Here is a 16,720-nt window from a genome sequence, read left to right on the forward strand (position 1 = left end):
GTGCCGGTACCGGCAGGGGCGGACCGCTACCCGGAGTACGTACGAGGAGACAGCGATGTCCCCAGAGGCGCATGAGACGCCCGTCGAGGCGCACCGGCCGACGACCGAGACCGAGGCCCCGAACCTCGACTTCGCAGGCACCACCCCGTACGAGGACTACGTCCAGGCGGACGTCCTCACCCACCTCCAGCACCTTCGCTCGGACGACCCCGGCGAGATGGTCTTCCTGGTCACCACCCAGGTCATGGAGTTGTGGTTCACCGTGATCGTCCACGAATGGGAGACCGCGGCGAAGGCCCTGCGCCGCGACGACATCCCCGTCGCGGTGGCCGCGCTCAAGCGCAGCATCCGCGAGCTGGAGGCCCTGAACCACTCCTGGAAGCCGCTCGCCGGGCTGACGCCCGCGCAGTTCAACTCCTACCGCGGCGCGCTCGGCGAGGGCTCAGGCTTCCAGTCCGCGATGTACCGCCGCATGGAGTTCCTGCTCGGCGACAAGTCGGCGTCCATGCTGGTCCCGCACCGGGGCGCGCCGCGCGTCCACGCGGAGCTGGAGAAGGCGCTGCACGAGCCGAGCCTGTACGACGAGGTGCTCCGGCTGCTGCACCGCCGCGGGTACGCGATCCCGGCCGCCGTCCTGGAGCGCGACCTCTCCAAGAAGTACGAGCCGTCGCCCCAGGTCGAGGCCGTCTGGACCGAGCTGTACTCCGGTGACGAGAGCGGCGATCTCGCCCGCCTCGGCGAGACGCTGACGGACGTCGCCGAACTGATCTGGCGATGGCGCAACGACCACCTGGTCGCCACCCGCCGTGCGATGGGCGCCAAGACGGGCACGGGCGGCTCGGCCGGCGTGGCCTGGCTGGAGAAGCGCGCGTCGAAAAACGTGTTCCCCGAGCTGTGGACGGCGAGGAGCCATGTCTGACCCGCGCCCTGCCTCTCGCCCTTCCCCGGGCCCCGACCTGCGCATTCAGGCCAAGGAGCTGGACCGCGAGGACGAACTCGCCGTCAAGCGCGCCGAGTTCGTCCTCGACGACACCGTCTACCTGGACGGCAACTCCCTGGGGGCGCTCCCCGCCCACGTGCCGGATCGCGTCGCGGACGTCATCAACCGCCAGTGGGGCCGCCTGCGCATCCGCTCGTGGGGCGAGAGCGAGTGGTGGACCGCGCCCGAGCGCATCGGCGACCGGGTCGCGCCACTGGTCGGTGCCGCTCCCGGGCAGATCGTGGTCGGTGACTCCACCAGCGTGAACGTCTTCAAGGCGCTGGTGGCCGCTGTGCGTCTCGTGCGCGGTGAGGGGGACGGCAGCGGGGGCGGGGGCGAGCCCCACGGCGGACATGACGGACGAGCCGAGCGTGACGAGATCATCGTCGACGCCACGACCTTCCCCACCGACGGGTACATCGCGCAGTCCGCCGCCCGCCTCACCGGCTGCCGCCTGACCCCGCTCACCCCGGCCGAGGTGCCGGCGGCGCTCGGCCCCCGCACGGCCGCCGTCCTGCTCAACCACGCCGACTACCGCACCGGCCGCCTGCACGACCTGCCCGGCCTGACCGCCGCCGTGCACGCGGCGGGCGCCCTCGCCGTCTGGGACCTGTGCCACACGGCGGGTGCCCTGCCCGTCGGCCTGGACGAGCACGGCGTCGACCTCGCGGTGGGCTGCACGTACAAGTACCTGAACGGCGGCCCCGGTTCACCCGCGTACCTCTATGTGCGCCGGGAGCTCCAGGACCGCTTCGACTCGCCGCTGCCCGGCTGGAACTCGCACGCCGAGCCCTTCGGGATGCGGCCCGAGTTCGAGGCGGCCGACGGGGTGCTGCGCGGGCGCGTCGGCACCCCGGACATCCTGTCGATGCTCGCCCTCGAAGCGGCGCTCGACGTCTGGGACGGCGTCTCCATGGACGCGGTGCGGGCCAAGTCGCTCGCCCTGACGGACTTCTTCCTGCGGTGCGTCGCGGCGTACGTGCCAAAGGGGCTGGTGGAGTCGCTCACCCCGGACGCGCACGCCGAACGCGGCAGCCAGGTCGCGCTCCGGTGCGAGGGAGCCGGGGACGTCATGAAGCGGCTCATCGAGCGGGGCGTCGTCGGTGACTTCCGCGCGCCGGACGTGCTGCGCTTCGGGTTCACCCCGCTGTACGTGTCCTTCGCCGACGCCGAACGCGCGGCACGGGTCCTCGCGGAGGTCCTGGAGTCGTGAGGCCGCCGTGCGGCCCGCCGGGTGGGTGATTCCCGCGCGTACGCGAGGCTGGTAGCGTCCGGCGGATCTTGGTCCCGTCCCCTCCGGGTTCCGGAGGGGCGGGGCCGTGCCCGTCAGCCGCACTGCTGTGGAAAGGTTGCCGCATGCCGGACGACGCCGCCGTGGCCCGCGATGCCGCCGAGGAGGCATCGGCCTTCTCGCACCCCGCCGTGGAGCCGGACACCACCGCCGCGTACGGCGCACACCCCGACCAGGTCGTCGACTTCTACGCGCCCCGGGGCGACACGGCCCGTCCGGCGCCGCTGGTCGTCGTCCTGCACGGCGGCGCCTGGCGCGCGCCGTACGACCGGCGGCACGTCACGCCGTTCGCCGACTTCCTCGCACGCCGGGGCTTCGCCGTCGCCAACGTCGAGTACCGGCGCGGCAGCTTCATCCCGGCACAGGGCGGCAGCGGCCCCGTCGCCGGGCGCTGGCCGGAGACGTTCGACGACGTGGCCGCCGCGTTCGACGCGCTCCCCGCGCTCGTACGCAGGGCCCTGCCGGCGGCCGACGCGCGCCGCACGGTCGTCACGGGGCACTCCGCGGGCGGCCACCTCGCGCTGTGGGCGGCGGCGCGGCATCTGCTGCCCGCCGACGCGCCCTGGCGCACCGAACGCCCGGCCCCCCTGCGCGGAGTCGTCGCGCTCGCGCCGATCGCGGACCTCAAGGTCGCGGAGGCGCTGGAGGTCTGTGGCGGGGCATCCGCCCAACTCCTGGGCGGGGAGGCCAAGTTCGAGGAACGGTTGCCCTACGCCGATCCGGCCGCGCTGCTCCCGACGGGCATCGCCACGACCGTGGTGCAGGGCCGCGCCGACATCACCGTGCCGCAGGCCGTGGCGGAGGCGTACGCGGACGCGGCGGCGAAGGCGGGCGAGGTCGTGGGCCTCACGCTCCTTGAGGACGTGGGCCACTTCCCGCTGATCGATCCGGCGGCGGACGCGTGCGCGGTGGTGGCGGAGGAGATCGCGCAGCTGGCGTTCTGAGGGCGGTGTCGGGGCCCTGTTGTGGGGTGTACGTCCACGGGCGAGGTGTACGTCTACGGGCGGGGCGCGGCCCCTGGGGGTGATCCCCAGGGGTACCCGTAATACCTGGGGGCCACTGTGGAGCGGCATACCCCGGCGTGATGTGGACGACGGCACCTGATCCCTAACTTTCCTTCCACGGAAGCGAGTCGGAGCACCGGCCCGCGTGGCGGAAGGAAGCGCACGATGACGATCCGGGCCGGGCGGCTGCGCCGCACCCTGTTGGCGGCCGGTGTCGCCCTGGCCGTGGTGCTCCCGGTGTCGGGCGCCGCGCGCCCCGAGATCCCGGCCCCGGCCCCCGCCTCCCTCGGCCGCGTCACGGCCCCGAAGCTGACCGCCGCGTACGAGGCGAACAGGGCGAACGCCGCCGAGGCCGCCCGCATGGCCGAGCGGTACGGCGCGCGGGGCCGGGCCCACCTCATACGGTTCGGCTTCGGCGGCCCCGCCTGGCTCGGCTGGGTCAACGTAGCGGTGGGCTGGCTCGTGCCCTACACGCTGGGCGCGGCCTGGGCACGCGGCGAGCTGACGCGGCGCTCGGGGTGGGTGCTCCTCATCGGCGGGGCGGCGGGCGCCGCCGGGCTGACCCTGTGGGGCGGCTACCCGGCGTCGATGGTCGGCGTCCCCGGCGAGGCGGTGTCGAACCTCGACCCGCCCATCCTGGCGGCCGTCGCCTTCGGCCTCGCCCAGTGCGGCCTGGCCCTGCTGCTGCGGGAGCCCTTGCGGCGGTGGACGCGGGCGCCCATCGCCTGGGCGGCGGTGGCCCTGGCCAACCTCTCCGCGATGACGATATTCCTCTGGCACCAGACGGCCCTGATGGCGGTCACCGCGCTCGGTCTCCTCGTCGGCACTCCGCTGCCCGGCCTCCACACGGTGCCGGACGGACTCGGCTGGGCAGCGGCCCGACTGGCGTGGCTCCCGGTGTTCGCGGCGGCACTCGCGTTCTGCTGGGCGGCGTTCCGTGCGCATGAGCGGGGGGCAACCGCGGAGCCCGGGCCGCGGCCGCGCGCGACGCCCCGGGCCGTCGAGCAGTACCGGTGACCAGGACCCGCGCCCCGTATCCGCGACCAGCACCTGCACCCAGCACCCGCGCCCAGCACCCGCGACTAGTACCTGCGATGGACATGGTGGAACCCCTCTTGCTGTGGACGACCCGGCCGCCGCGCCCCCGTACCGTCGTAGACGTGACCGATACGACTGAGCAGCTCCAGGCCAGAGGCCCGAAGAGCCCCGAGTTCCACCTCGTGCGGGAGGCCTTCGGCGGCCTGCGCGAGGCGCTGTTCCGCGACCCCTTCGCCTACCGGCTGCTGCCTCCCAGGACGACGGGCGGGCTGATGGCCCGCCTCCTGCCGCGGCGGGTTCGCGGGTACGCCGTCTGGACCCCGCACGCCCTGGTGGTGTCCGCGGCCCTGATCACCGTGTTCATCTCCTACCAGATAGGCCTCGGCGCCAACGACGTCGCGTACCTCCTGACCGGCTTCATCCCGGCGGCCGCCGTCCTGATGACTCTGGTGAGGCCGGTCGGCGCGTTCTGGGTGTCGCTGGTCTCGACCCCGTTCACGGCGGTGCTCGGGCACAGCTCGGACGGCTGGCCGTGGGCTCCGCCCGCCCTGTTCGCGCACATCGTGGTGATGGTGGTGGTCGCGGCCCGCACGGGCCCGCGCACCGCCGTGTGGATGTGGCTCGGGACGGCGGGGTACGCCTTCGTGGTCGAGTTCTTCGCGGGCGTCGGCGGCGGCTCCGACGCCCCGGCGATGCTGTTCTTCTCGGCGCTCGCGCTGCTCGTCACCACCATGGTGCACGTGCGCCGCGAGGCGCAGCGCGAGGTCACCGTGCAGCGCACCGTCACCGCCATCGAGCGCGACAAGCGGACGCTCCTGGAGGAGCGCACCACCATCGCCCGCGAGCTGCACGACGTGGTCGCGCACCACATGTCGGTGGTCGCCATCCAGGCGGAGGCCGCGCCCTACCGCGTGGAGAACCCGCCGCCCGAGCTGGAGCAGGCGTTCGTGACCATCCGCGAGAACGCGGTGTCGGCGCTGACCGAGCTGCGCCGCGTCCTCGGTGTCGTACGGGCGGAGGACTACGAGGCGCCGGACGCGCCCCAGCCCACGCTCGCCGACCTCGACCGGCTCCTGGACAACGTGCGTGACGCGGGCCTCACCGTCGACAAGGTGATCACCGGGGCGGTGCGCGAGCTGCCGCAGGGCGTGGAGCTGTCGGCGTACCGCATCGTGCAGGAGGCGTTGAGCAACACCCTGCGCCACGCGCCCGGCGCCCCGGCCCGCGTCGAGGTCGGCTACGTCCTCGGCGGCCTCGGCCTGCGCGTCGTCAACGGCCCGGCGACCGGCCTCGTCAAGGCCTCCCCGGGCGCGGGCCACGGCATCACCGGCATGCGCGAGCGCGTCACCATGCTGAACGGCGAGATGACGGCGGAACCGACCCCCGAGGGCGGATACGAGGTCACCGTCTTCCTGCCCGTACCGCTCGCCGACCGGACCGACCGGACCGACCGGACCGACCGGACCGACCGGGCGGGGCAGGCGAACCAGGCGGGGCAGGCGAGCCAGGCGGGGGAGGGCCGGGCATGACCATCCGTGTGCTCATCGCCGACGACCAGATGATGGTCCGCGAAGGGTTCTCCGTCCTCCTCAACGCCATGCCCGACATCGAGGTCGTCGGCGAGGCGGTCAACGGCCGGGAGGCCATCGAGCGGGTCCGCGAACTCGTCCCCGATGTCGTCCTGATGGACATCCGCATGCCCGAGCTGAACGGCATCGAGGCGACCCGCGAGATCGTCGCGTCCGACGACGCGTCGAAGGTGCTCGTCCTGACCACCTTCGACCTCGACGAGTACGTGTACCAGGCGCTGCGGGCCGGTGCGTCCGGGTTCCTCCTCAAGGACGCCTCGGCCCGGCAACTGGCGGACGGGGTGCGGGTGGTGGCCTCCGGTGAGGCGCTCCTCGCGCCCACCGTGACGCGCCGCCTGATCACCGAGTTCTCCCGGCTGGCGGAGACCCCAAGGCTCTCGGCGGCGGTCCAGGCGCAGCAGTACGGCGAGCTGACCGAGCGCGAGACGGAGGTCCTGGTGCTCATCGCGCAGGGCCTGTCGAACGCGGAGATCGCCTCCCGCCTGGTGGTCGCCGAGTCCACCATCAAGACGCACGTCAGCCGGGTCCTGGTGAAGCTCGGGCTGCGCGACCGGACGCAGGCGGCGGTCTTCGCGTACGAGGCGAGACTGGTGACGCCGGGGTGAGGAAGCCACGAAGCGCGCCCGCAGGCTGTTCACGACCTTTGCGGACCCCCTAGCGTCCCGCCATGACACCGCCTCCCGCACCCTTCGACCCCTCCGAGGTCTTCACTCCCGCCGCACCGGAGTTCGTGGCCGACCCCTACCCGGCGTACGGCCGGCTCCGTGCGGCGGGCCGCGCCCACTACAACGAGCCCACCGACCAGTGGCTGATCCCGCACCACGCGGACGTCTCCGCCCTGCTGCGGGACCGCCGCCTCGGCCGCACGTACCTCCACCGCTTCACCCACGAGGAGTTCGGCCGCCCGGCCCCGCCGCCCGAGCACGAGCCGTTCCACGTCCTCAACGACAACGGCATGCTCGACCTGGAGCCGCCCGCGCACACCCGCATCCGCCGCCTCGTCGCCAAGGCGTTCACACCGCGTATGGCCGAGCGGCTGCGGGCGTACGTGGAGGAGCTGGCGGACGGGCTGGCGCGGGATCTGGTGGCGGACGGCGGCGGGGACCTCGTGGCGCGCGTCGCCGAACCGCTGCCGGTGGCGGTGATCGCCCAGATGCTGGGCATCCCGGAGAGCGACCGGCCGTTGCTGCGGCCCTGGTCGGCGGCGATCTGCGGGATGTACGAGCTGAAGCCCTCCGAGGAGACGGCGGCCCGGGCGGTCGCCGCGTCGCTGGAATTCTCGGCGTATCTGCGGGAGTTGCTCGCGGCCCGGCGCGACAAGCCGGGGGACGACCTGATCTCGGGCCTGATCGCGGCAACCGATGACGGGCAGTCCACACAGTCCGTGCAGTCCGCGCAGTCCGGGCGGTCGCTCAGCGAGCAGGAGATGATCTCCACCTGCGTGCTGCTCCTGAACGCCGGGCACGAGGCGACCGTCAACGCTACGGTGAACGGCTGGTACGCGCTGCTGCGCCACCCCGACCAACTGGCGGCCCTGCGCGCCGACCCGGAGCGCCTGGTCCCCACGGCCGTCGAGGAGTTGCTGCGCTACGACACGCCGCTCCAGCTCTTCGAACGCTGGGTCCTCGACGACATCGAGATCGACGGCACGGTGATCCCGCGCGGCTCCGAACTGGCGCTGCTCTTCGGTTCCGCCAACCATGACCCGGCGGTGTTCACCCGTCCCGGCGAACTGGACCTCGCCCGCCGCGACAACCCGCACATCTCCTTCGGTGCGGGCATCCACTACTGCATCGGCGCGCCGCTGGCCCGCATCGAACTCGCGGCGTCGATGCGGGCGTTGCTGCGGCGGGCCCCGGCGCTGCGGCTCGCGGCGGAACCGCGGCGCGCGCCGGGCTTCGTGATCCGGGGGTTCCAGGAGCTGCGCGTGGAGGTGTGAGCCCCTCAGCTCATGACATCCCTGCGCCGCAGCCCCGCCAGCCCCACGGCGGTCAGCGCCGTCGCGAGCAGGGGGAGGATGACCAGGGGAGGCCACGTCATCTCCGCGCCCGGCAGCTTCGGCAGGTGGCTGAAGGGCGAGAGGTTCATGACGGCCTGGGGCAGGTCGAGCGCCGGGCCGATCCAGCCGATCGCCAGGCAGGTCCCGACCACGGCCCAGGAAGCCACCGCCGCCTTCGGGTACACCCCCACGAGCAGTACCGCGAGGCCGCCGAGCAGCCAGATCGCGGGCAGCCGCGCCAGGCAGGCGCCCAGCACGGCGCCCGCCGCACCGCCGTCACCGTGGCCGATGGCCATGCCGAGGCCGCAGGCCGCCATCAGGAGCACCGTCCCGCCGAAGGCGATCACCAGGTGCCCGGCCGCCCACCGCAGCCGCCCCACCGCGCCCGCGAGGACCGGCTCGGCGCGCTGCGAGGTCTCCTCGGCGTGCAGCCGCAGCACGGACGCCACGACGTACAGCCCGGCGACCATGCCGAAGAGCCCGGCCAGCGTGGCGAGGAAGGCGTCCGTCAAGCCGGTCTGGCCGCCCATCCGCGCGATGATGTCGCGGGTGTTCTCGTTGTCGCCGACGATGTCGGCGGCGCCGGACGCCATCTGCCCGAAGACGAGACCGGCGGACAGGAACCCCGCCGTCCAGCCGAGCACCGCGCCCCGCTGGAGCCGCAGGGCGAGCGCGCCCGCCGTGGCGAGCCGGCCCCGCGCGGGACCCGGCCGCGTCGGCAGGAAGCTCATCCCGACGTCACGGCGCCCTGCCAGTTCGTACGCGGCCACGCCCTGCGCCACGACCGCGGCCCCGACGAGCGCGAGCACCCACCAGCGCTCGCCCGCGAAGGCCCGCAGGTTCTGCTGCCAGCCGAGCGGCGAGAGCCAGGCCGCCGCGGACGAACCGTCCGCGTCCCCGGCGTCGCCCGCCGCCCGCAGGACGTACGCCGTGCCGAGGACCGCCGCCGTCAGCCCCTTGGCGAGCCGCGCGCTCTCCGTGAGCTGCGCGGCGACGGCCGCCACGGCCGCGAAGACCATGCCGGTGCCCGCGACCCCGAGGCCGAGCGCGAGCGCCCCGGCCGCGCCCCGCCCGGCCAGGCCGAGGGTGATGAGCAGCCCGGCCCCGGCGTTGGCGACGAGCGCGGCGAGCAGGGCCGCGGTGAGCGGCGCCCGCCGCCCCACCACGGAGGCGGAGAGCATCTCCTGACGCCCCGTCTCCTCCTCCTCACGCGTGTGCCGTACGACGATGACGAGGCTCATGACGGCGGCCAGAACCCCCGCGTAGCAGCCGATGCGCCAGGCGGTGAGGGCACCCACGGAGTCGCCGAAGACGGGACCGTACATGGCCCGCATCGAGGAGTTGGCGTTCATCGTCGCCATGGCGTCGGAGCGCTCGGCGGCTGTCGCGTACACGTTCTCCAGGGAGCCCGGCATCGCCAGGACCAGCCCGGCGACGACCATGACCCAGACGGGCATCATGACGCGGTCACGGCGCAGCGCGAGCCTCAGCAGGGCGCCCGTACCGGCGAGTTGGCGCGGCGGGCGTGGTCCGCCGGTCCTGCGGGCGGCGGCGGAGGAGGTGCCGAGAACGGCGGTCATCGCGCCACCGACCCTTCCCGTACGCCGTCCGCGTCGTCGGCCGCACCCTCTTGGTAGTGCCGCATGAACAGCTCCTCCAACGTGGGCGGGGTGCTGGTCAGCGAGCGGATGCCCGAAGCGGTGAGCGACGTGAGCACGGCGTCGAGCTTGTCCGTCTCCACGTTCAGTTCGACCCGGTGGCCGCGGCCGCCCTCGACCTCCCGCTGGGCGAGGTCGTGGACGCCCGGCAGCTCCGCCAGACCGCTCGGCGGGTGCACGAGTTCGGCGTGGACGCTGGTCCGCGTCAGATGGCGCAGTTCGGCGAGGGAACCGCTCTCGACGGTCTGTCCCTTCCTGATGATGCTGACGCGGTCGCAGAGCGTCTCGACCTCGCTGAGGATGTGCGAGGAGAGCAGGACGGTCCGCCCCCGCGCCCGTTCCTCGGCGACGCAGCGCTGGAAGACGCCCTCCATCAGCGGGTCGAGGCCCGAGGTCGGCTCGTCGAGGATCAGCAGGTCGACGTCGGACGCGAAGGCGGCGACGAGGGCGACCTTCTGCCGGTTGCCCTTGGAGTACGTGCGGCCCTTCTTGGTGGGGTCGAGTTCGAACCGCTCGACGAGGTCGTCGCGCCGGGCCCGGTCGAGGCCGCCCCGCAGCTTCCCGTAGAGGTCGATGACCTCGCCCCCGGAGAGGTTGCGCCACAGGGTGACGTCGCCGGGGACGTACGCGACGCGGCGGTGCAGGTCGACGGCGTCGTGCCAGGGATCGCGGCCGAGCAGCTGCGCGGCGCCGGAGTCGGCGCGGAGCAGGCCGAGCAGGACGCGGATGGTCGTGGACTTCCCGGAGCCGTTGGGTCCGAGGAAGCCGTGCACCTCGCCGGTCTCGACCTCCAGGTCGAGACCATCCAGGGCGTGGGTCCTGCCGAACGACTTGTGGAGCCCCGAGACGGTGATTGCCTTCGTCATGTTTCTGAAAGTACGCGAGGTTCACAAAGTTGTGAAGTTAAGGAAGCGTATAAAGTCGGAGGCCGAGGAGCGGGGCCGGTGTGACCACGGGAGATGATCGGCAGATGACGAACGAGGACGACGGGCGGGGACAGGCGCAGGTGCGGGGAGGCGGGCGGGCTGACGGGAGCCCTGACGCGAGCGCTGAAGTGAGCACTGACGGGAGCCCTGACGCGAGCGCTGGCGTGAGCGCTGCGGGGCGGGTCGGCGCGGAGGCCGTCTCCCGGTTCGTCGAGCAGTTCGCCGCGCAGCTCGTCGAGGCGGGCATGCCGCGTATGCCCGCCCGCGTCTTCGCCGCCCTGCTCGCCTCCGACTCGGGCGCGCTCACCGCCGCCGAGCTGGGCGAGCAGCTGCGGGTCAGCCCCGCCGCCGTCTCGGGTGCCGTGCGCTACCTCGCGCAGCAGCACATGATCTCCCGCGAGCGCGAGCCCGGCACCCGGCGCGACCTCTTCCGGGTCCACGGCAACCAGTGGTACGAGGCGATCGGCAACCGTGACGCGGTCATCAAGCGCTGGGAGAACGCCCTTCGGGAGGGCGTGGCAGGCCTCGGCGCGGACACCCCGGCCGGCCGGCGGCTCGCGGAGACGCTGGCGTTCTTCGAGTTCATCGAGGTCGAACTGGCCGCGATGATGGAACGCTGGCGGGCCCGCCGCGAGGACCTGTTCGGCCGCGACTGAGGGACGGGCGCGTCCCCCGGGGAGCAGCCCTCAGCCCGGCAGGGTCAGCCCCCACGCCCCCGGATGAACCGTCCAGGTCCGCGTACGGACCGGCCCCGCCACCACCGCGTCGGCGCGGTAGCGGAAGTCGGCCCCCGAGACCGTCACGGACCGTGCCCGCACCCGCAGCGGCGCCGCCTCCGCGCCCACCGAGGCAGGCCGCACCTCCACCTGCGCGAGGCCGCCGTGTCCCGCGGTGACGCGCACGGCCTCCACCGGCTGGTCCAGGTCGACCAGCGTGACGCCGTCCGCCTCGATCCGCAGCCGCGACGGCCCCGCGGCCGGTGCCGCGACCCGTGACGGCCGCGTGGCGAGGGTGCGGACGAACGACTGGCAGCTCCGCAGCCACGGGTGCCCCTCGGCGGCGGAGGCGCGGGAGAGACGGGCGGCGCGGGCGGAGGCGGCGGAGGCGACGGCCGGACCGGACGACGAGCCGGACGACGGACCGGCCCCCACACCAGATGACGGACCGGGCACCGAGCCGGGCGCCGAGCCGGGTGACGAGGGGTACGGCGGGCCGCCGCCCACCGGCGGAATCCGCAGATCGCCGAGGACCACCCCGTCGCTCTCGTCCACCAGCAGATCGAGCCGCCGCTCGGTCCCTTCGAGCACCGCCCGCGCCGCCGCGACCGCCCCGGCGGGCACGCCGAGGGAGCGCGCGAGCGACTGCGCGGGCCCCACGGGGACGAGCGCGAGCGCGGGACCGGACAGCCCCCGCTCCCGGTGCAGCGCCTGCACGGCCCGCAGCAGCGCACGGTCGTCACCGATCACCACGAGGCGGCGAGCACCCCGCCTGGCCAGCGCTTTCGTGAACTCCTCGGGCCCGTCGGGCAGACAGAAGCGCACCGCCGCGCCCGCGCCGAGCACGTCCCTCGCGATCCGTACCGACTCACCGTCCGCACGCCGGGCGACCGGGTCGATGACGACAAGGAGCTGGTCGCGAGCCGACACCGCGCGCCCTTTCTTTTAGCCGTTCTTTGAGACCTCGGGTAGCATCTTTGTGCAAGAGCCCCTTGCGCTATTGCGCCAGGGGCTTCGTCTATTCCGGGGCAGCATCCAAGGCACACCCATACGGCGGCTACGGCCCCTGACCTTGGACATGCCCCGCCCGGAAGGGGTGTACGCCTGTGCCCGCACTTGTGCTGCTCGGTGCTCAGTGGGGTGACGAAGGCAAGGGAAAGGCCACTGACCTGCTCGGTGGCTCCGTGGACTATGTAGTGCGTTACCAGGGCGGCAACAACGCCGGCCACACCGTCGTCGTAGGCGACCAGAAGTACGCGCTGCATCTCCTCCCTTCCGGGATTCTCTCCCCGGACTGCGTCCCGGTCATCGGCAACGGAGTCGTCATCGACCCGTCGGTCCTGCTCTCCGAGCTGAGCGGTCTGAACGAGCGCGGCGTCGACACGTCCAAGCTGCTGATCAGCGGTAACGCTCACATCATCACGCCGTACAACGTCACGGTCGACAAGGTCACCGAGCGCTTCCTCGGCAAGCGCAAGATCGGTACGACCGGCCGCGGCATCGGCCCGACCTACGCCGACAAGATCAACCGCACCGGCATCCGCGTACAGGACCTCTACGACGAGTCGATCCTTCAGCAGAAGGTCGAAGCGGCGCTGGAGATCAAGAACCAGCTCCTCACGAAGCTGTACAACCGCCGCGCGATCGAGGCGGAGCAGATCGTCGAGCAGCTCCTGGAGCACGGCGAGAACATCAAGCAGTACGTCGCCGACACCACCCTGATCCTCAACGACGCGCTCGACGAGGACAAGGTCGTCCTCTTCGAGGGCGGCCAGGGCACGCTCCTGGACGTCGACCACGGCACGTACCCCTTCGTCACCTCCTCGAACCCGACCGCGGGCGGCGCCTGCACGGGCACGGGCGTGGGCCCGACGAAGATCAGCCGGGTCATCGGCATCCTGAAGGCGTACACGACCCGCGTCGGCGCCGGCCCGTTCCCGACCGAGCTGTTCGACCAGGACGGCGAGGACCTGCGCCGCATCGGCGGCGAGCGCGGCGTGACCACCGGTCGTGACCGCCGCTGCGGCTGGTTCGACGCCCCGATCGCCCGCTACGCGACCCGCGTGAACGGCCTGACGGACTTCTTCCTCACCAAGCTGGACGTCCTCACGGGCTGGGAGCAGATCCCGGTCTGCGTCGCGTACGAGATCGACGGCAAGCGCGTGGAGGAGCTCCCCTACTCGCAGACCGACTTCCACCACGCGAAGCCGATCTACGAGATGCTGCCGGGCTGGTCCGAGGACATCACCAAGGCCCAGACCTTCTCCGACCTGCCGAAGAACGCGCAGGGCTACGTGAAGGCACTGGAGGAGATGTCCGGCGCCCCGATCTCCGCGATCGGCGTGGGCCCGGGCCGCACGGAGACGATCGAGATCAACTCGTTCGTCTGAGCCGCCCGGCCCCGGGACCGGGGCTCGGCTCACTCAGCTCACTCAAAGGGGTGGGTCGCGCTGGAGGCGACCCACCCCTTCGGCGTCTCCGGAAGACTGCCGGACATGACAGCGACCGGCGTTACCGTGGGAGGGCATCTCCGTCATGCCCGAGCGAGGAGTAGGCCGATGAGTGCGCAGCCGGTGGAGCCGAGCAGGCCGACGGTCACGTATCAGCAGCTCGGCGAGTATGCCGAGGAGATCGTGGCCATCGCGGAGAGCCGCGGCGACCTGGTGCGGGCCGACATTGCGAACCAGGAGATCACCGTCCACATGATGTCCCCTTCAAACGCACATTGTGAGATTGTGCTGGAAATCGGCTTCCAGGTCCGGAACCAGGACCGTGACGCGGTCGGTCGACCGGAGGGCCGCGTGCACCGTCCCGACCTCGGTCTCTGCCGGACGGCGGATCTGCTCCTCCTGACGCGTGAGGTCCGCGACCGAGAGATTGAGGAGTTCGCCACTCTGGGCCCCGACGTCTCCGTGGCGGTCGAGGTCGTCTCCCCCTCGAATCCGGGCAACGACCACATCACCAAGCTCCGCGACTACCCCCGCATGGGCATCCCCATCTACGTGATCGTCGACCCCCGGGACGGCACGATCACGGTGCATTCCGGCCCGGACACCTCCGCCGGGGAGCCCCGTTACGCGGACACTCCGCGCCGCTACAAGTTCGGCGACACCGTCCAGCTGGGTCCGTGGTCGGTGGAGACAGGTGACTTCCGCCGGTACCGCGATTGACCATGCCGATGGCGGGGCCTACCGCCGACGCCGGTGGTACGCCACCGTGAGGACCAGCAGCAGCGGCCCCCACAGCGTCATCAGCCCGCTCACCGTCATCGCGAGGACGTTCCAGCCGTCGGCGTAGGGCCAGCCACCAGGGCCCTGGGTGAGGGCCGTGACCAGCCAGGCGACGCCCAGGGCGGTGAAGAGCAGCCCGCCGAGTCCCGCCGGGACGATCACGGCGGCGGGCGGGATGCGACGGCCGCCGATGCGGGGCACCCAGGCCGGAACGACCTCGCCCCAGCCGCGTACGAGGCCGAAGCTCAGCAGCGCGGCGATCTCCGAGAGCACGCTGAGCCCGAAGACGTACGGGATGTTGAACCACGCCGGGTCCAAGGTCTCCCCACCCATCCCGTACCCGAAGGCGATCGGCAGCCGCCAGACGCAGACCGGCAGCGCCACCAGGGGGATGGCGTGCGCGACCCGGACGGTCCAGGTGGGGGCGGTGGTGGGAGGAGTCGGGGCGGGGGCGACGTGCACGGCTGTCGTGGTCATGGCTCCAGCCTCGCCGCGACCCCGGCGCGGCGGATCACCTCCGGGGCCGGTCCGCCTCCACCGCGCGGGGGAGCCCTACTCGGCCCAGGAGAGGAACGCGGTCCAGGCGTCCGCCGAGACGGCGAGGGCGGGGCCGTCGGGGTTCTTGGAGTCGCGGATGTGGGTGGTGGAGCCGACGGCTTGGGGGCAGGGGGCGATCTCGACGCAGTTGCCACCACCGCCGTCGCTGTAGCTGGACTTCCGCCAGTCATAGGCGACTTCGACGCAGTTGCCGCCACCGTCATCGCTGTAACTCGACTTGAACCACCGCAGGGTGCTGCTCATCGCTGTTTCTCTCCTGCCAACTGCTCGATGAGGCTCAGCGAGTCGTCGGGACTCAGGGCCTGTGCGCGGATCTTCGCATAGCGGTGGGCGAGTTGGGAGACTTCCGCCGGATCGCTGACCAGGATGCCCTGGTCCTCGATCTCCAGGAAGACGACGTGCTCGTGGTCCTTGGTCTCGATCAGCTTCATGGGACCACGATCACCCGCGTACGTCCCCCGCAGCCCGCGCGTCAACGGCAGTACCTGCACCGTGACGTTGGGCCGTTGGGCGTCCTCGGCGAGCGAGCGCAACTGGCCGCGCAGAATCTCCCAGCTCCCGAACGGCCTCCGCAGCACGGACTCCTCCAGGATCAGCTCGATCATCGGGACAGGGACCCGGTCCAGCAGCGCCCTGCGTGCCAACCGCGCCTCGACCAACTCCTCGCACGCCTCCTCGGAGACGGACGGATAACTACCGGCGATCAGCGCCCGCGCGTACTCCTCCGTCTGGAAGACGCCGTCGACGACCAGGGTCTCGTACGAGAAGAGGGTGAGCGCCGCCGCCTCCATCGCGGAGAAGCCCCGGAACCGAGCCGGATACTTCTCCATCAGCATGTACTGGCGGGCCTTCTCGAACACCCCCAGCCCCGCCCCGATCGTCTCCTCCAGCTTGACCAGCATCTGGTCGCTGGCCGGCTGCGCGCATGTCTCCATGGCGCTGATCGCGGACCCCGTGTACCCCGTCATGGCGCCCACCTCGTTCTGGGAGAGCCGCTGCTGTTCCCGCAGGGCCCTGGCCAGCGCGGCGACGAGATGCGTGACCCCGCCCGCCTCGTCCTTGTTCGCGGACCGCGCCATCGCGGTCACCTCCGAAAGTATTCCGAACTCACCGGATCTCAACCGATCTCAACCGGCCACAACCACATACGGCCCGTATCCGACCGTGCGCGGTAGTCGACTCAGAGTCATGGAAAAGCTACCGCGACGCCGCTTGGCTGAACCCATGAACACGTACAACGCGCAGGCCGACTGGCTCCCTCGCACCGGTCTCCAACTCCGCAAGGCGGGCGTGCAGTTCGACGCCGTACGGGTCGACGGCGACCCCGGCCGCGCCGTCGCCGACGAGCTGGCGTGGCTCACAGGCGGCGACCCGGGGCCGATCGTCCAGGAGGAGAACGGGCGCCGCGCGGTGTACTTCCTCGTGGCGGTCGGCAGCACGTCCCACCGGTCGTGGCCGGACGGGGTCACCCGCCTGACGGCCGGGCAGGGGCACGTCTCGTACGTACCGGTGCCCGCGCTGGAGGGCCATACCTGGCCGCTCAGCTGGCGCTACCGTCCCACTGGCCCGGACCGCCGCGTCCACACCCTGCTGCTGCGCGCCGCGCTTAACTCGCACGAGTGAAGATGATGAACGCGACCTGCTGAAACGGCAGTTCAGACTTGCGGGCGCCGCTTTGCGTGGGCATAGAGTCACCGCCAGCAGCGCGGCCGCTCGGCAGCGCAAGAAATTG

16 protein-coding genes and 1 pseudogene are annotated in these 16,720 nt (G+C 72.2%); 11 read left to right on the forward strand and 6 right to left on the reverse strand.

The genetic code is table 11. The annotated features are described in order from the left end of the window. Positions 1 to 55 precede the first annotated feature (55 nt). From J2N69_RS19600 to J2N69_RS19630, 7 genes and pseudogenes are all read left to right on the forward strand, one after another. A complete protein-coding gene (locus J2N69_RS19600) occupies positions 56 to 919 on the forward strand; it encodes a tryptophan 2,3-dioxygenase family protein (RefSeq protein ID WP_230901938.1) in 864 nt (287 codons plus the stop codon). Next, positions 912 to 2,192, forward strand: a complete 1,281-nt coding sequence (kynU, locus tag J2N69_RS19605) for a kynureninase (protein WP_230901939.1) — start codon at positions 912 to 914, stop codon at positions 2,190 to 2,192. The genes J2N69_RS19600 and kynU overlap by 8 nt, the downstream gene beginning before the upstream one ends. 143 nt (positions 2,193 to 2,335) lie before the next feature. Beyond that, positions 2,336 to 3,214, forward strand: a complete 879-nt coding sequence (locus J2N69_RS19610) for an alpha/beta hydrolase family protein (protein ID WP_230901940.1) — start codon at positions 2,336 to 2,338, stop codon at positions 3,212 to 3,214. A gap of 456 nt (positions 3,215 to 3,670) precedes the next feature. Further along, positions 3,671 to 4,291 (forward strand): annotated as a pseudogene (locus J2N69_RS19615) (acyltransferase family protein); the annotation flags it as partial. Between the two features lie 83 nt (positions 4,292 to 4,374). Beyond that, the gene (locus J2N69_RS19620) at positions 4,375 to 5,841 is read left to right on the forward strand and encodes a sensor histidine kinase (protein WP_408056752.1); all 1,467 of its coding nucleotides are present in this window, start codon (positions 4,375 to 4,377) and stop codon (positions 5,839 to 5,841) included. Beyond that, positions 5,838 to 6,506 carry a response regulator gene (locus J2N69_RS19625; protein WP_230901942.1) on the forward strand — a complete coding sequence of 223 codons (669 nt, stop codon included), beginning with the start codon at positions 5,838 to 5,840 and terminating at the stop codon, positions 6,504 to 6,506. The genes J2N69_RS19620 and J2N69_RS19625 overlap by 4 nt, the downstream gene beginning before the upstream one ends. 62 nt (positions 6,507 to 6,568) lie before the next feature. Next, on the forward strand, positions 6,569 to 7,840 hold the full coding sequence (locus tag J2N69_RS19630; protein WP_230901943.1) for a cytochrome P450: 1,272 nt from the start codon (positions 6,569 to 6,571) through the stop codon (positions 7,838 to 7,840). A 5-nt stretch (positions 7,841 to 7,845) separates the two neighbouring features. Here J2N69_RS19630 and J2N69_RS19635 read toward each other — a convergent pair whose 3' ends face one another. Together J2N69_RS19635 and J2N69_RS19640 are read right to left on the reverse strand one after the other, a co-directional pair. After that, the gene (locus J2N69_RS19635) at positions 7,846 to 9,480 is read right to left on the reverse strand and encodes an ABC transporter permease (RefSeq protein ID WP_230901944.1); all 1,635 of its coding nucleotides are present in this window, start codon (positions 9,478 to 9,480) and stop codon (positions 7,846 to 7,848) included. Beyond that, positions 9,477 to 10,424 carry an ABC transporter ATP-binding protein gene (locus J2N69_RS19640; protein WP_230901945.1) on the reverse strand — a complete coding sequence of 316 codons (948 nt, stop codon included), beginning with the start codon at positions 10,422 to 10,424 and terminating at the stop codon, positions 9,477 to 9,479. Before J2N69_RS19640 ends, J2N69_RS19635 begins: the two co-directional genes overlap by 4 nt. 224 nt (positions 10,425 to 10,648) lie before the next feature. Here J2N69_RS19640 and J2N69_RS19645 point away from each other — a divergent pair, with 224 nt between their 5' ends. Further along, complete coding sequence (locus tag J2N69_RS19645; protein ID WP_230901946.1) at positions 10,649 to 11,140, forward strand: GbsR/MarR family transcriptional regulator; 492 nt, start codon at positions 10,649 to 10,651, stop codon at positions 11,138 to 11,140. Between the two features lie 30 nt (positions 11,141 to 11,170). Here the strand turns inward: J2N69_RS19645 and J2N69_RS19650 are convergent, their stop codons facing one another. Beyond that, a complete protein-coding gene (locus J2N69_RS19650) occupies positions 11,171 to 12,130 on the reverse strand; it encodes a diacylglycerol kinase family protein (RefSeq protein ID WP_230901947.1) in 960 nt (319 codons plus the stop codon). A gap of 176 nt (positions 12,131 to 12,306) precedes the next feature. Here J2N69_RS19650 and J2N69_RS19655 point away from each other — a divergent pair, with 176 nt between their 5' ends. Beyond that, positions 12,307 to 13,590 carry an adenylosuccinate synthase gene (locus J2N69_RS19655; protein WP_230901948.1) on the forward strand — a complete coding sequence of 428 codons (1,284 nt, stop codon included), beginning with the start codon at positions 12,307 to 12,309 and terminating at the stop codon, positions 13,588 to 13,590. Positions 13,591 to 13,758: 168 nt separating this feature from the next. Beyond that, positions 13,759 to 14,370 carry a Uma2 family endonuclease gene (locus J2N69_RS19660; RefSeq protein WP_230901949.1) on the forward strand — a complete coding sequence of 204 codons (612 nt, stop codon included), beginning with the start codon at positions 13,759 to 13,761 and terminating at the stop codon, positions 14,368 to 14,370. Positions 14,371 to 14,388: 18 nt separating this feature from the next. Here the strand turns inward: J2N69_RS19660 and J2N69_RS19665 are convergent, their stop codons facing one another. The 3 genes from J2N69_RS19665 to J2N69_RS19675 all read right to left on the reverse strand — a co-directional run bounded on the left by J2N69_RS19665 (position 14,389) and on the right by J2N69_RS19675 (position 16,076). Beyond that, complete coding sequence (locus J2N69_RS19665; protein ID WP_230901950.1) at positions 14,389 to 14,907, reverse strand: hypothetical protein; 519 nt, start codon at positions 14,905 to 14,907, stop codon at positions 14,389 to 14,391. Positions 14,908 to 14,982: 75 nt separating this feature from the next. Next, entirely contained in the window at positions 14,983 to 15,231 is a 249-nt protein-coding gene (locus J2N69_RS19670; RefSeq protein ID WP_230901951.1) for a DUF397 domain-containing protein, read from the reverse strand. Continuing rightward, the gene (locus J2N69_RS19675; protein WP_408056753.1) at positions 15,228 to 16,076 is read right to left on the reverse strand and encodes a helix-turn-helix domain-containing protein; all 849 of its coding nucleotides are present in this window, start codon (positions 16,074 to 16,076) and stop codon (positions 15,228 to 15,230) included. The genes J2N69_RS19670 and J2N69_RS19675 overlap by 4 nt, the downstream gene beginning before the upstream one ends. A gap of 136 nt (positions 16,077 to 16,212) precedes the next feature. On the opposite strand from J2N69_RS19675, the gene J2N69_RS19680 reads away from it, so the two are divergent. Next, positions 16,213 to 16,611 carry a hypothetical protein gene (locus J2N69_RS19680; protein ID WP_230901953.1) on the forward strand — a complete coding sequence of 133 codons (399 nt, stop codon included), beginning with the start codon at positions 16,213 to 16,215 and terminating at the stop codon, positions 16,609 to 16,611. The last annotated feature ends 109 nt before the right edge of the window (positions 16,612 to 16,720 follow it).

It is taken from the genome of Streptomyces huasconensis (assembly GCF_021028635.1).
In the GTDB taxonomy this organism is placed as follows: domain Bacteria; phylum Actinomycetota; class Actinomycetes; order Streptomycetales; family Streptomycetaceae; genus Streptomyces; species Streptomyces huasconensis.

Excerpts from the sequence above, each read along its gene's own strand:
- J2N69_RS19635 (WP_230901944.1), bottom strand. The coding sequence starts at position 9,480 with ATGACCGCCGTTCTCGGCACCTCCTCCGCCGCCGCCCGCAGGACCGGC.
- kynU (WP_230901939.1), top strand. The coding sequence starts at position 912 with ATGTCTGACCCGCGCCCTGCCTCTCGCCCTTCCCCGGGCCCCGACCTG.
- J2N69_RS19625 (WP_230901942.1), top strand. The coding sequence starts at position 5,838 with ATGACCATCCGTGTGCTCATCGCCGACGACCAGATGATGGTCCGCGAA.
- J2N69_RS19680 (WP_230901953.1), top strand. The coding sequence starts at position 16,213 with ATGAACACGTACAACGCGCAGGCCGACTGGCTCCCTCGCACCGGTCTC.
- J2N69_RS19600 (WP_230901938.1), top strand. The coding sequence starts at position 56 with ATGTCCCCAGAGGCGCATGAGACGCCCGTCGAGGCGCACCGGCCGACG.
- J2N69_RS19640 (WP_230901945.1), bottom strand. The coding sequence starts at position 10,424 with ATGACGAAGGCAATCACCGTCTCGGGGCTCCACAAGTCGTTCGGCAGG.
- J2N69_RS19670 (WP_230901951.1), bottom strand. The coding sequence starts at position 15,231 with ATGAGCAGCACCCTGCGGTGGTTCAAGTCGAGTTACAGCGATGACGGT.
- J2N69_RS19665 (WP_230901950.1), bottom strand. The coding sequence starts at position 14,907 with ATGACCACGACAGCCGTGCACGTCGCCCCCGCCCCGACTCCTCCCACC.
- J2N69_RS19620 (WP_408056752.1), top strand. The coding sequence starts at position 4,375 with ATGGTGGAACCCCTCTTGCTGTGGACGACCCGGCCGCCGCGCCCCCGT.
- J2N69_RS19660 (WP_230901949.1), top strand. The coding sequence starts at position 13,759 with ATGAGTGCGCAGCCGGTGGAGCCGAGCAGGCCGACGGTCACGTATCAG.
- J2N69_RS19610 (WP_230901940.1), top strand. The coding sequence starts at position 2,336 with ATGCCGGACGACGCCGCCGTGGCCCGCGATGCCGCCGAGGAGGCATCG.
- J2N69_RS19630 (WP_230901943.1), top strand. The coding sequence starts at position 6,569 with ATGACACCGCCTCCCGCACCCTTCGACCCCTCCGAGGTCTTCACTCCC.